This is a genomic window from Streptococcus rifensis (assembly GCF_053203525.1).
This window is the reverse complement of sequence record NZ_JBRUCW010000001.1, coordinates 164,375-178,586: the sequence shown is the minus strand read 5'-3', so window position 1 is coordinate 178,586 and position 14,212 is coordinate 164,375. Positions and strand designations below refer to the sequence as shown.

Annotated in this window: 15 protein-coding genes; 2 read left to right on the top strand and 13 right to left on the bottom strand. The window is 33.1% G+C overall.

The genetic code is table 11. The features are described 5' to 3' along the window. Positions 1 to 184: 184 nt before the first annotated feature. On the top strand, positions 185 to 883 hold the full coding sequence (locus ACVRYP_RS00820; RefSeq protein ID WP_024380728.1) for a response regulator transcription factor: 699 nt from the start codon (positions 185 to 187) through the stop codon (positions 881 to 883). A gap of 10 nt (positions 884 to 893) precedes the next feature. Then, positions 894 to 2,264 (top strand): sensor histidine kinase, encoded by a 1,371-nt coding sequence (locus ACVRYP_RS00815; RefSeq protein WP_307122171.1) that lies wholly within the window; start codon positions 894 to 896, stop codon positions 2,262 to 2,264. Positions 2,265 to 2,355: 91 nt separating this feature from the next. On the opposite strand, the gene ACVRYP_RS00810 is transcribed toward ACVRYP_RS00815, so the two are convergent. From ACVRYP_RS00810 to ACVRYP_RS00750, 13 genes are all read right to left on the bottom strand, one after another. After that, on the bottom strand, positions 2,356 to 4,221 hold the full coding sequence (locus ACVRYP_RS00810) for an SAG1250 family conjugative relaxase (protein ID WP_307122170.1): 1,866 nt from the start codon (positions 4,219 to 4,221) through the stop codon (positions 2,356 to 2,358). Continuing rightward, positions 4,208 to 4,573 carry a plasmid mobilization relaxosome protein MobC gene (gene mobC / locus ACVRYP_RS00805; RefSeq protein WP_307122169.1) on the bottom strand — a complete coding sequence of 122 codons (366 nt, stop codon included), beginning with the start codon at positions 4,571 to 4,573 and terminating at the stop codon, positions 4,208 to 4,210. Before mobC ends, ACVRYP_RS00810 begins: the two co-directional genes overlap by 14 nt. A 9-nt stretch (positions 4,574 to 4,582) precedes the next feature. Further along, positions 4,583 to 4,942 (bottom strand): SAG1252 family conjugative relaxosome accessory protein, encoded by a 360-nt coding sequence (locus ACVRYP_RS00800; protein ID WP_000529541.1) that lies wholly within the window; start codon positions 4,940 to 4,942, stop codon positions 4,583 to 4,585. A 394-nt stretch (positions 4,943 to 5,336) separates the two neighbouring features. Next, positions 5,337 to 7,985 carry an AAA family ATPase gene (locus ACVRYP_RS00795; protein WP_307122168.1) on the bottom strand — a complete coding sequence of 883 codons (2,649 nt, stop codon included), beginning with the start codon at positions 7,983 to 7,985 and terminating at the stop codon, positions 5,337 to 5,339. Beyond that, positions 7,982 to 8,677, bottom strand: coding sequence for an ABC-three component system middle component 1 (locus tag ACVRYP_RS00790; RefSeq protein ID WP_307122167.1), 696 nt, complete (start codon positions 8,675 to 8,677; stop codon positions 7,982 to 7,984). The genes ACVRYP_RS00795 and ACVRYP_RS00790 overlap by 4 nt, the downstream gene beginning before the upstream one ends. Positions 8,678 to 8,679: 2 nt before the next feature. Next, positions 8,680 to 10,053 carry an ABC-three component system protein gene (locus ACVRYP_RS00785; RefSeq protein ID WP_307122166.1) on the bottom strand — a complete coding sequence of 458 codons (1,374 nt, stop codon included), beginning with the start codon at positions 10,051 to 10,053 and terminating at the stop codon, positions 8,680 to 8,682. A gap of 22 nt (positions 10,054 to 10,075) precedes the next feature. Next, positions 10,076 to 10,834, bottom strand: a complete 759-nt coding sequence (gene pezT / locus ACVRYP_RS00780; RefSeq protein ID WP_307122165.1) for a type II toxin-antitoxin system toxin PezT — start codon at positions 10,832 to 10,834, stop codon at positions 10,076 to 10,078. Then, entirely contained in the window at positions 10,834 to 11,310 is a 477-nt protein-coding gene (gene pezA / locus ACVRYP_RS00775) for a type II toxin-antitoxin system antitoxin PezA (RefSeq protein ID WP_307122164.1), read from the bottom strand. The genes pezT and pezA overlap by 1 nt, the downstream gene beginning before the upstream one ends. 70 nt (positions 11,311 to 11,380) lie before the next feature. Beyond that, a complete protein-coding gene (locus ACVRYP_RS00770; protein ID WP_307122163.1) occupies positions 11,381 to 11,668 on the bottom strand; it encodes a hypothetical protein in 288 nt (95 codons plus the stop codon). A 44-nt stretch (positions 11,669 to 11,712) separates the two neighbouring features. Next, positions 11,713 to 12,108, bottom strand: coding sequence for a DUF5945 family protein (locus tag ACVRYP_RS00765; RefSeq protein WP_307122162.1), 396 nt, complete (start codon positions 12,106 to 12,108; stop codon positions 11,713 to 11,715). 3 nt (positions 12,109 to 12,111) lie between these two features. Continuing rightward, positions 12,112 to 12,339 (bottom strand): DUF5965 family protein, encoded by a 228-nt coding sequence (locus tag ACVRYP_RS00760; protein ID WP_124758848.1) that lies wholly within the window; start codon positions 12,337 to 12,339, stop codon positions 12,112 to 12,114. A gap of 53 nt (positions 12,340 to 12,392) precedes the next feature. Beyond that, a complete protein-coding gene (locus tag ACVRYP_RS00755; protein ID WP_307122161.1) occupies positions 12,393 to 13,481 on the bottom strand; it encodes a toprim domain-containing protein in 1,089 nt (362 codons plus the stop codon). A 38-nt stretch (positions 13,482 to 13,519) separates the two neighbouring features. Further along, positions 13,520 to 14,158 carry a peptidylprolyl isomerase gene (locus tag ACVRYP_RS00750; protein ID WP_307122160.1) on the bottom strand — a complete coding sequence of 213 codons (639 nt, stop codon included), beginning with the start codon at positions 14,156 to 14,158 and terminating at the stop codon, positions 13,520 to 13,522. Between the last annotated feature and the right edge of the window lie 54 nt (positions 14,159 to 14,212).

The following is a 14,212-nucleotide window of genomic DNA, read 5'->3' as shown; positions in this document are numbered from 1 at the left end:
AAGTAAATCAATATCAAGCATCTTTATCTTGTTACAGTTACATTTTATAAGTACAAGATAAAGAAATATTAAAATTCACTTTAAGAAATCCTAAAGATTTTAGTGGACTTACTTTTTACTTGAAATTTTTGATATACTATAAATATAGATATGGAAAATTCAAATTATTTTACTAGGAGAGCTTATGGATATAGAAACGCCTTTTTTAACTAGAAAAATATTGGTTGTAGATGATGATATTGCGTTAAACAATTCAATAAGGGAGATACTATCAGTTTCTGGTTTCAAAAAAATATATAGTGCATACAGCATCAGTGAAGGAATAGAGTCTTTTATTAATAATTCTATTGATTTGATTATATTAGATGTCATGCTTCCAGATGGGAAAGGATATTTACTATCAAAATACGTAAGAAAAAATTCTGATATTCCAATTCTTTTTCTAACAGCAAAAAATGAACCTGAAGATGAAATTCAAGGGTTACAATCTGGAGGAGATGATTTCGTGACTAAGCCTTTCCTTCCTAAAATTCTCATTTATCGCATAATTTCTCTTCTCCGTCGGTCGTACAAAGAAGACAGTAACATTATTAAATTAGATAATTGCATTATTAATTTAGGAAATGCTATTGTTGAAAAAAATAATGAAAAACTTTCTTTAACCCCAATAGAAATTCAAATCGTTCGGAAATTATATGATAATAAAAACTATATTGTATCTACAGAGGCGATTTGTGATACCGTATGGGGCATTGATAGTTTTGGATATGAAAAGTCTTTAATGGTCCATATCAGAAATATCAGAGAAAAAATCGAACTTAACCCTTCAAAGCCACAATACTTAATTACTGTTAAAGGACTCGGCTATAAACTAATGGTATAGGAGCTTGTACATGTTTAAACTACGTGTAATAACACAATTTATTAGACGTTTTATTGTTTCAATCATAGTCATGTCCATAATAAACGTTTTTATTCTAGGATTTTTTGTTTTTAGTCAAGCAAATCAAACTAATGTGATGGACACAGTGAATAATCTAGTCAAACAACTTGATATCAGTTCTAATTCTGCCAAATTATCTAACTTTGGGAAAAAATTAGCTAATTCTAAAGAGGTATGGATTATGATTTTAGACTCTGATAGTGGCGAGGAAATCTATGATTATAAAAAGCCAAGTGAAGTCCCGACACAATATAACCTAGCTGACGTCGCTAAGTTTACACGTTATTATTTAAATGATTACCCCGTATTCGTACAAATTGTTAATAATAAGATCCTTGTTTTTGGATTTTCAAAAGATAGAGTTTTTAGATTTCCTTTCGATTATTATGAAAAATCCGACCTTCATGGCTTATTTATTTTAGCTTTTTTTCTACTTGGAATGAATTGTCTGTATCTATTAATTATTTATACCTACAGTACTAGATTAGTCCAACGTAAGATTACTCCTTTAGTTTTAGCGATTAAAAAATTACCAGAAGGGCTAAGTGGTTCTGTTTCAACTCAAGATGAGCTAAAACAATTAACGGAAGCTATAAATATTGCTGACAAAAAACTAAAAGAAGGTGAACTTTTTAAAGAAAATTGGATTTCTGGTATCGCACATGATATAAAAACCCCTCTTTCCGTCATTACTTCAAATGCTTCTCTTATTAGATCTGATACAGTGGATAAAAATCAATTAAGACGTTTACGTTCCATACTTAATGAGAGTTATTATATTCAAAATACTGTAAATGACTTAAATATTTTTGCCAGATTAACTAATAGCCAGTTCACTCTGAAATTAGAATCAGTCAAAATAATTCCATTCTTCAAGGAGATCATTATACAAATAATAAATCAAGAAGTTTGGGAAAATATAAATTTTTCATTTGAATTTGATGATGAACTTCAAAATAGTAAAATCTCAATTGAAAAAAACTTAATTTCACGTGTAGTTCATAATATTATCTATAACTCTATTCTCCATAATCCTGAGGGCTGTAATGTGAATATTAGTCTACACAGAGATAAAGAATTTTTAATAATTACAATTGAGGATGATGGCATCGGCATAGCAAATGATAAACTATTATCAATTTATGATAGTAATAAAATCATTGAAGAATTTGACATCTCAGGAATTAGACGACACGGTATGGGATTAAAAATCTCAAAACAAATTATTGAAGTTCATGAGGGAACTTTTAAAGTAGAAAGTAAAGAGAATCAATTCTTTAAAGTTATTATTAATTTACCTCTAGAACATGATAATTATTAGTAGCCATGGCAGATAAAGTACCATTCTATTTTATATTCGACAATAATTGCAAACGTCACAAAATATCTCACTGATTGATTAACAAAATTGTTTATTCAACAGAGACATTTTCTTGAAATTTTTGGTAAATATTCTTGTTGTTATTAAAAATTTTCGCAAATGTTTCCAATTTTCTAACTAATGATTCATACTCATCGAGATAACGATCTAATTTCTCTTGTAATCTCCATATTTCTTCACTCACATGTTCTAATGAAGTTGATTCTGTTAAATTCAGTTCTGAAAAGTCATACCTTGCTAATTTTCGACTATTCGAATCATCACTCTTTAGATTGATAAGCACTTCTGCCATCTTGTTTAAGGTGGCGATTTTTTCATTTGTTTGAGTCAGTTTGATGTCTAGCTCTGCTATTTCTACAACCAGTTCGTCTTTGATGTCCTGGTATTTTTTGTCTATCTCTGTTAACTCAATCAAGAGGTTAATCTCAGTAATCTTTTCTTGAAGTCTTTCAACAGTCGGTCGTCTGTATGGTATTGCTCGACTATCGTTGGTTAGCTGTCTAATCAAGGTTCGCCCTTTAATATACTGATTCTTATCCGAATGTTCCTTGTTATAGACAAAATATGAGGTTGTCTCACGGATATAGACTTTATATTTTGTCTGATTCTCTTCTTCAAGAATATCTAATTGATAGTTGGGAATGAAAATAAGACCGCTCTGTTTGACACCGAAAGACACCTTGATATAGACACCCTTATCAGCTAGCTTCTCTATTTGGTGTCCTGCAAGTTCCACTTCAAATTCATGAACGGCATCTCGTTTTTCCTTAAATGTCTCAAAGGCTTCTTCAATCTCTTCAGTGGATACCTTATCCTTATCTCGTTCTTCTTGAAAAGCATGGTACTGTTCCTGTAAATTTTCTAATCCTTCTGAATCACCGACCTCCTTATTTTTAAAGTAATCTTGAAAAAAATTAACATCATATAATTTCTTGTCACTTATTTTTTTATGACCCAAACTTATCTTTTGAGTATCTTCTTCTAGTATAAAAGTTACATTTTTTTGTTTTAAGTCAATGGTTAGATTCAATTCTTTTGCTTTTAATAGTAGCTCCTCTAAGGAATTAACACAGTTCAACAGAAATTCTAATCGACTTTCAATCTCTTGCTTGGCAAAATGTGTACGGAAAAAGTCTTTATCATATAAATCTCGTTTGCTGAGTTGGCGTCCTCGAATTGGTTTTGTCATTGCTCTATCCGTCATCATGAATCGACTATGCTTCTGACTAAAATCAATATAAACATGTAACTGCACTGCTTTTTCTAAAAAATCATCAAAAGACTTTGACTGTTGCATCAAAAAATACAGACGTTGCTTTAATTCAAATTTATGACTAGACTGCCTATATTTTTGATAGTCACGATACGAGTAACGCTTCTCGATAATTTTTGCCCCTGCCATTTTAGAAATACGGTCTGAAATCATACGAAGGTTTCGTTCCAAGGCATAATTCCATATCAACTTTTTATCTGAATTACGATCAATGGCGTTGATTAGGATGTGATTATGAACATGATGTTTGTCTGTATGAGTTGCCACGATAAAACGAAAACGGCCTCCTGTTAATTCCATCATGGTCTCATAACCAATGCGGTTAATTTCTTCAGGTGTCAGATTATCCTCTGGAGAAAATGATTGGATGAGGTGATGGGCATGAATATTTTGTTGGTGTTTTTCTTGTCGGTCATTTCTGGATTCGTACAACTTGTCGTTATTGGTAAAGTTGACATTGTACATTTCTACCATTTCTTCATAGCTAGGAAAGTCTAAGTAATTGCTCATGCCAAAATCAGATACCAATTTCAAATTGTCCGTTTTATCGGGATTGAGGATATACTTAATCAGACGCCTACGGTATTTTTTTCCGTGCGTTGCAAAGTGTTTAGTGACTACCATGAAACTCCCTCAGTCTTTTCACTTCCACTTGAAATTCTTTCCCTACTCCAGTAATCAACTCACTAACTCCCTTACTCAATTCTTGTAACTGTTCCTGAGAAATCAGATGGCTTTGATTGATGGCACGCGCAATTTGATTAATGTTATTTCCAATCCGTCTCAATTCAAATACTAACTGGTCATAGGTATCCGTGTTAATGGTGATAAATGACATATTGGGATTCAGCAACACTTTTCTGGCATAGACTGAAAAATTTTGACAATGACTCTTAGCAATTCGTTCATTCAATTGATGTAACTCTGAATCTGTTAAAAATACTTTTTTGAGATTAGTGCGATATCGATAAACCATAGTAGCCTCCTATCTCATGTATTTTTCACGAAACTCATGACTGAGTGGTTGTACTTGATTGACTTCCGCTATCAATTCTTGAACGCAGCTCAATAAGATTGAAACGTGTTCTTGAGTCACTTGGTGATTTTCTCTTGCAATAATCAAAACTTCATACACATCTCGACTAATCTGCTCAAACTTTTGAGATTGCCAAAGGGAGAACCAACTTTCAAAAATTCTATCCTGATAATTCTTTTTCAACAAATTTTGACGAAGAAATTCTGAGAAACTATCCAGTTTTTGTTCCCTCATCATTTCTTTTATCTGTTTTTCTTCTTGTCTCGTGATTCTAAATTGCTTACGAATCAACTTAATTTCTTGTCCCATCCTACTATCCTTTCAACATTATACTTGTCTGACAATGTCAGGCTGCCTCACATTGTCAGTACGCTTCCTAAATACCTCACTCTCTTCTTGTTCGGTCTTTGCGAGCTCAGGCATTGTGGTCACAATACCCAAAAAATCATATCGCCAGCCGACAAAAACCTTCCAGTTTTGACAGCCAACGATAAGATAACTTGGTGGCTTCGCCCCCAAACCCCCAGTAGAAAATCAAGACTTGATTTTCTTGGGAATGATATTAGGATAGCAGGGATGATTTGGAAAAGTTATCACATTACTATAGCAGGTAAGAAAAAAGAGAGCCTGGGCTCTCTTTTTCTATATATATGATAATGATTCCAATACTTCATTAGTAATAAATAGAACAAGTCACTGTCTATTAATCGCTAACTTCATCATCTAATAATAAAATATTCTTTATATTTTTTAGTCCTACATTTGATATTTCAGAATCTGAAAATAATTCAAATTTATATTTGATAAACATAGCACTACCATCACTATGTGTGGACATAATAATTTGATAATCTGATAATGAATGCCTTATCAAATCAATCAAAGCATATACATTCATAGAATCCATATCTTGAATCGGATCATCAATTGATAAAAATTTGAATTCTTTTGAAATCTTAAATGTTGTATTTAGTGCCAAAGTGAAAGCAAATGAAATAACAGCTACTTGTCCAGAACTCAATTGATACATCACATCCTGCTCACTATTACTATTTGCTATAAGCCTGATATTAGAATTATTTTGAGTAGTTAGTAGAACTCCCATTCCTTGTTGGTAATTTTGTAAAATTTTAGCAGTGTACATATAAAAAGGAAGCTTTAACTTTTGAATCATCTGCTCTTGGTAAGATTTTATATTATTATTTAATTCCCTAACACGCTGATGAAGATAAGTAATTGTTCGTCCGATTATTTGAAGGCGATTATCAATTTGGTTAAACATCGTCAACCTTTGTAATTCAAACTGGTTAATAATATACTCTCGTTTTTGAATGATCCTTTCTATAGTACAGTCCTCAAAAGTTTTTTCATTAGATGCATAGTATTTATCAAATAGATTTTGTGAATCTAAACTTTTAGAATAGTCAAATACTATTTGTGATCTAAGTTCATCCAAAAATGCTGAAAGTTTCCCACCATTCTCTTGAAATTTATGCAAGTTAGTTGGTAGATTTTCAAACGAAATTTGAAATTCCTTTATAGATTCTCTCTCTAAAACTGAATATTTTTCTAAAAGCGTTTCAAAATCTACTCTCTTATTTACAACTCTAAGGAAAGTACCATAGACTTCATTTGGAATCAACAGTTTTTCTTGCAATGAACTTATTAACTCTTTTTTCAAAATCTCAAACTTTTGTAGCGAAGCACTTTTATCAACTGACATAGGCGTAATCTCTGAGTTCATTACAACTAAGTTGCTAAAAGACTCAGGAAAATTATAATTACCTATGGATCGTATCACCGCCAAAAATTCATCAGGAAGAACAAAGAGTCTCTCTTGCTCAATTTGAATCTGATTTTGTAACTCTATTTTTAATCTATTTAATTCTTCAACCAAATTTAAAACTTCTATTTCAAAATTAGTCAAATTTTTACGTAGTTGATTCGTTGTTTCTTCATAAGCAAGCAGTAAATTCTTGCTTTCAATCCAATCATAACCACAAAATATACATTCTGAATGGTTATTATCACTATGTTCTTTTAGACGACTTCTTATCTCGAGTAGCTTGTTAATCGAATCTGTTCCATCATCCAACTGCTCTTTTTTAATCTTGTAATTTGTTAACTTGGAATCAAACCTTTCAAACCATACTTGGCCAAATTCCCAACCTGCAAAGCTATTTAAAGAATTCTCAATTGACTCTATATTAAGTTTATCAATTTCTACATCAAGCAGACTCTCTAGAATTTTTCCACGTTTAAACATTTTACTGTCATTTTCCAATGACTCTAGTTGTCCGATATAATTTTTAAGTAAAAAATAGGAATAATTTTTATCATTTGAAATTAAAGTATGATTTTGTTCAATATACTCTATATTCTCCTGATTTTCAAGAATTTCTCTAACTATTAAGTAGATAATAAAATCCTTATCATCCAGTACCTCTCTCGCAAACTGCTCACTTTGTCTTCTGAGGAAGTAATCCTTTGGAGAGAATGAATTTCGAAATTCTTGTAATTTAGCAATTTCTGATAGATATATATTTAAACTTTCATTTGACAATTCATCATCAAAAACAATCGACTCATTGTTAAAAGCAAAGTCAGAATCTGCTCTAAGGGGCAGCTCATTATAAATAACCTCATTTCCTATAGAGAGATTTTTTAACACGTTTTTTTTCTTTTCCAGCTCGTTTTTACTAGACAGTAGAGTTTTTCTTAGTTCAGCTAATCGATTTTTTCTATTAACATAGTTTCCAATATTTAATAGAAAATTCAATTGTTCCTTTCTATCTTTCTCCTTTTGCTTCAAATAATAAGCTGTTTCATCTTGTTGAATATAATGAAATAAATCGAAAATATCACCTAGGCTATAAACTTCTGATTCATATCCTAAAAATTGCCTAATTTCTTTTTGTATATCATTTTCATCTAAACCATCAAAATCTTCAATCGGTTGAACTGAGATTTCTGAATCAAACCGAAATCTTCTTTTGAATTTAGAAAACGAAAACTTTGGCACATTGCTGCCTTCAGAATTCATAGAACTCTTATAAAGGCTAGTTACTATCAAAGAACTACCTTCATCATTTGTCAACATTAGCTCAATGAATGTATCTTCCTCAGGATTATTTTGAAAATAAGGAGTGCTAAAACTACTTCTGCCATCGCTATAATCGGACTCTTCAATTCGACGGATTCTCCCAGTTAATGATAACTCAATGGCATCAAAAATTGTAGTTTTTCCAAATCCATTTGGTCCAACAAACAAAGTTACATTCTCTTGAAAATCAATAATTCTAGTTTCCTTTATATTTTTAAAGTTTTTTATTATGATTTTTTTGATTCTCATGGTAATAATTCCCCTATTTTTCGTAATTCAGAAATATTTTCATCATCAAGAGAAATATCTTTTAGTGATTCTGATAAGTTCTCATCAGTAACTTTACTATAAAAATCCAATAATCTATCATCTAGTTCATCCTTATTATCATGATACTGATTTTCTATACTTTGATAAATATCATTTCTTTTAGGAAGCGTAAAAAACGGTAATTTGACTCCAATTTCCATCGCCATAAAATACGATTCATTAAAAAACATATCTTTTTCAAAATCATCAATATGAGATTCTAAATAATTATAGAGTGCTTCATTAGTGGCTTTGTCTCGTAAATCCGATAACCCATTTTGAGTGTATAATAAAACGAACTTTCTAAAATAGTAATAGTCCTCTTCTATCAATAATATTGATTTTTGTATTTTTTCATCTTCAAATGCTCCTTTCAAATCATCAACTTTTACCAAAATAAACAGAGAGGTATTTTTCTTAATATTCTCGTGTTCTGATTTCACAGACAGTCTTTCAAACTCTTTTATTACTTGTGAAGTCTTACCATCATCAAAAAAATTATACAGCTCTTCTTGACTATATTGACTAACTATAAAATACTCTGAGTTTTGCGAGTTAGTATAGAAATCAAAATCTGTATCCAACTGGTTAAAATGATTATTTTGTAAAAATTCTATAACGATGTCTCTCATAATTAGTCCTCCTGCACACTCAAATTCTTTTCTTTTGCCTTCTTAATACCAATGAATTCCATATTAGGTTTAAAAATATTATGTTGTACTCCTGTATTCCATTCATCTTTATATCTATTATCTGACATACTATCAAATTCATCTATTCTTATTCCAATCGGAAAACCATCTATATCCCTATTAATAAGAAAATCATGATTAAAAGTAGCTTTTAAAAATTCTGAGTTATCAATAATATTTTTAATTACTGTTGCAATACGACCAGGGGACTCCTCAATATCGATTAAGGAGAATCTATAACTTTTTTTTACTTCATCTAAGAAACTGTAATGTTTAAACGAGAATTTTCGAACATCTTTTATCAACGAATAGAATATTCGTTCTAAGAGAGTTATATTAAATATTTTAAAAAAATCTTCATCAGACTTTTCATGAGGTAAAACCATTCTTACAAACTCACAAAACTCTTCTTTAGACATAGACAGTAATTGATTGATTATTTTGTCCATCAGTTTAAAATCATCATCAGAAATGTCACTTACATAATCTCGATGATATTTCTCCCAACTATAGATTAAAGTATTTTTCATTTCATATACTTCATCTTTAGGTGCTTCCTCTTCAATAATGGCAAAAATCTCTTTTAGAGAGATTTTTGGGAATCCTGATTCGTTATGTGCTGCTCCAATACTATGGTCTAATAATGCTCCAATATATCTTAGATATACCTGTTGTAAATGGGATTCATTTTCTTTTAACAAAGACTTTTCTAATATTAAAATCTCTTTAATTTCAGTTATACAATATTCTCTAATCTTATCATTACTATAGTCTTGTGAAAGTGGGCAATAACAAATGTTTTTTTCTCTATCATATGGATATAATTGAATACAGGAATTATTATCAGTATAGTTTTTTCTGCGACCATCTTTTTTTAAATATTCATATCGAGATAATTTGAAATCAATCACATCCACAATGACATGTACATATCTAGAATCAGTACGAACATCAACAGATTTTATTTTTCCCTGTCCATCAAAGGAGTGTATTTGAAACCCCTTTGTATCTATTTTTTCCTTTCCATCTTCAAACTTCCTCTTTTGTATATTAAATAAATCTGAGTAATCTTCTCTCCCATTTCCATTAATATATGCTTTCACTTGATGCCTCGATAATACTTGCCCATCATTGCCAATGATGTCAAAGTCCTCAGCATTCTCATACCGTATACTATACTCCTCATAATTTACATTATCTTTAATACACTGTCGTAGTTGCCTTAATGCTACTAAAAAACCAACTTTTCCTTGATGAATATAACCACTCCAACTTGATGTCGCGTTTCTATTTTGATCAACATTTGAACTCGCCAACTTAATCTCCCTTATTATTTTACTATTTATTAAATTCCCTCAACCGTTCCTGCCCCACTTTAAGCATCTCCTCCTCAACCTTGCTCCATTTTCCGAAGAGGCATTCTTGTAGAACTTCTGCTACTGAACCATCATCTTTTTCAGAATCATAGACACATGTTCTATCTCTTTTATATATTTGAATCTGGTCAAAGAGTTTATCGTTTTCTAACTCTCTTAGATTATCAACTAAATGTTCTACAATACCATCGTGATGTTCTTTAGGAGTTGCTCTAGCCTGACCTGGATTCACTGCATAGACTTCCTCATAACGGATTAAGGTGCTGAGATAGGACAATTCAGGCTTGGTTGCTATCAAAGCTAATGAGACTTGATAGCCTCGTGATTTCAATAGCCGAGCAGTTTTTCTTGGGACTTCTGTTGTTCTCAAGGTTCCTTCGATTAACAAATGATAACCTTGTTTACTTAGCTCATCGACAAGATGCTCCACCATTTTTCCTGCAAAACCTTTGGTATAATCCACGCTATCTTTACCGTATTCTTCTTGTAAAACTAGATAGTTCGGGTGTAAAGAACGATAGCTGTCACCGTCAATAATAATGATATTACCTTGGAACTCTTTCTGCTTGATACGGTGTATCGTTGTCTTACCCGCTCCGCTTTGCCCACCAATTAAGATGGCTTTGGGGTTAACTGATGTCGTTTTACCACGAGTTAAGGAACGAAGAGTCCGTTTTAAGGCTAATTCAAAGTCATCTTTGCTAAATTCTTCTAACCGCATTAAGCCACCACCTGATGACGAGCAAGCTCCAACATTCGCTCAATACCATCCAAATAACCATTGTAACGCTCTACCTCATCAAAGGTATCAACAAGATAAATCTTGGTATTGATAAGATTAGACAAATCATCACTCATCAAAATCCAAGGATTGGTTTCATCGTCAAATGCAATTTCTTGGCTATCTTGATAGCGATACAGTTGGGATAAAATCGCTGCGCCTCGCTCTTTAATGACTTCTATTTTTAACGTTAATTGATAATCTTCTACTGGTGTTAGCATTTTTTCTTCTCCTACAATATCGACATAAGACACGTTGAATTTCTGACAAATACGGTCTATCAGTTCTGTCGAAACAGAGCTTGTTCCATTTTCATAACGGCTAAGGCTATTTCGTGAAATTCCAACAATCTTTGCGAATTCTGGTTGTGTTAAATCATGGGTTTTACGTAACGATTTAATATTCTCTCCAATCATAGATGATGGCCTCCTATTTAGTTACTTTCATTATAACACAAAAAGCGAACAACGCACCAAAAATGGTGCATTATTCGCTTTTCGGTTTCTTCGCCTGCCTAAACTGCTCTATCCGCTTTTCAAGTTGCTCAGTCTTCAGTGTATTCTTAGCTTCAGTAATGGTCTCATCTAAGATTGGCTCCTTTGGCTTAGCTTTAGGAGACTTTTTTTCATCATGGATAGTTTGACGTGTAGCGTCAAAAACGACATCTAATAATTGGTTGACCTTATGTAAGTCCGATTCAGACATTCCTGATAACCGATGAATAAGACGCTTAAAACTATCTTGTTGTTGTGTTCGTTTTTTGAATAACTTCATCTTCTCTCCCCATAAAAAGCAGCCCTTGTGAGGACTGCTCATCGTTACAAGTCATCAATAGCTGCTGAAATGGCTTGTAATTTCTTATTTTGCTTATTTTTGTCATCAATCAACTGGTGCAACTCTTCAATTTTCTTCTGACTTTGACGAATGTCCTCATTGTTTTGATCCATCACATCGGCTAGGTGTTGCTTGTAGTCACTGGTAATAGTTGAGGAGGGCTTTACATCTGGTATAGATTGCTTTTGAGGTTCTTGCTGTGGAGCCATCTGATTTTTAGCCTTTTGTTGTTCCATTTCAAAGGCTGCCACATAGTCAACATCTTCAGTGCCCTCTTGGTTTTCTTTATGAAATAGTGCCGCAATCTTCGCACGTTCTTCCGATGAAGATGTCGGTGTGTTATCATCTAAGGGTTGGTCAAAGGTCCAGTCTTTTGTCATGTGTTATTCCTCATTTCTATTATCTGATGGTATTGGTTTTTGTTCATACTGGCCAAAGGCTTGCGTCAATGCTTCATCAAATGTCCAGGGACTATTTTGTTGGCGTTTGATAAAGGCTTGATACATCGCTGTTTGTAATTGACTGCGATAAGTTTCTAGTTTTTCCGTTTCTTTCGCAACTTTTTCCTCTTGCCTAGCCACTCTTTCAACTAGGCGTTCAATCAGACTCATAGGGTGTCCTCCTTATCACTTTCTAGATTAATCTAAGAAACTTGATTTTGTTATCACAACTCTAAAGCAGTATTTTTTCTAGGCGGAGGATTGCTTCGGATAACTTGTAACTTGGCCGATTGGATCACATCTCTCAGAGAAAGATTTCTCTGACTTTTCACGACATCATTCCAATCTGCTTTAGTTTCCAGTTCCTGTAATGATGGTAAGTCTATTTCAATGGGAAGTCCTTTCTCAGATAACTTCTGACAAAAGTCTCGCCCTGCTTCATCATTGTCAACAGCTAATGTTATCAAACCTGGGTGGTTCTGAAAAAAGATAGTTGTTTCTTGTATGATACGAAGAAAATGCGTTAATTTACTTGGCTTGATATTATCTAAAAAATTGAGCTTGTCATGTTCCTCTGCTGTTAACCTTAGTGTCTGATAAGCAATCACAGAGAGTTTTAAGCCCTCCATAGAAACTAAACGCACATCTGATAACTGCTTCTGATGGAGTTGATAATAACTCATCATATCAATTACCGATTCACAAAAGATAAGGCGTTTCGGTTTTCCAATATCAAAGCTCATTCCCACATATCCATGAGACCCTTTCATGATTTTCTTGAGGTAACCTCGATCATGTCTCTGAGCATTTTTGACAAGCCCTTGAAGACTTGCCCCCTCTAGTTGTCCATGATGATTGTAACTTTTAAAGACAAGGACTGATTCCTGAAAGATCTTTGTCTGGTAATGTGCCTGTGCTAATAGACCTTGTCTGCCAAAAGCATTGATAGTGTCATCACTTAGACCACGAATGTCATTCAGGTATATCTGTGCTTGGTCAAATGGTTCTTCCCTTAGATAATAACGAAAGGGTTGGTAGGTCTCTTCGAACACCTTAGCCTGTTCAAAGTCTCCAGTTTCAAGGTAAGACAGGGCTTCTTTAAAAGACACTCCTGTCATTAACTGAACGAAATCAATCACATCTCCTTGGATGTCACGTGAAAACCATTTGAAAGTATTGGTATCCGCAAAAATCCTAAAAGAATCGTGTTCTGGATGTTCATAGACTTGCGCTGATAGTCGTTTAAAAGAATAACCTAGACTTTCTGCCACCTCTAGAATCGCCTTTTGTTTCACTTTTTCAATTCTTGTCATCTCATCTCCTTATCAAAAAAGCAGAAGATATACTCCTGCTAGTTGGTCTCACTTGTCGTAGTGCCTTGAATCTTTGGAATGCTTGAATTTACTTCATCAGAAGATTCTTTCAAGTCTCCTAGCTTCCCATTCCAAATGGTTACCTGATTGACAAGGAGTTTATCTGACAATTTGGCATAAGATAGTTTAAGAGAGGTCGTTTCTGTCTGTGTACTTTTCTGAGCCTTGTCACTGACATCTGACACGTAAACAACCTGATAAGACACTTCCACAAAAGCTTCATTTTCTTCTGTATTGACATAGATATTGGCAGACTCAAAGCGATAATCCAACATATAGTCTTTATAGACTTGGTTGATAGAATCTTCTTGACGAGCTACCTCTTCCTTAAAGGCAGAATCTGTCATATAGGGCTTGATACGGTTGTTGTTCTCGCCCAGCTTTTCCTTGGTATAGTATTGGGTAAGGAATTCCTTGACTAACTCATCAGAGAGGACACTTGCCTTCTCTTTTTCTTTCTCTTTGATCAGCAGTTTATGAGCTTCAGTCTGAATCTGTTTCTGCGTGTGATTGGTTACAGACTGAGAACCAATGGTGTAGCCCATCATCACCATAAAGCTGGTGACTGCTAGACCACCAAAACCAATCAAAAATCTAGCCTTCATTTTATTTAACATCACTAGTGCTATCTCCTTTTTCCATAAGATAGCACTATGATAACAAGATGAACT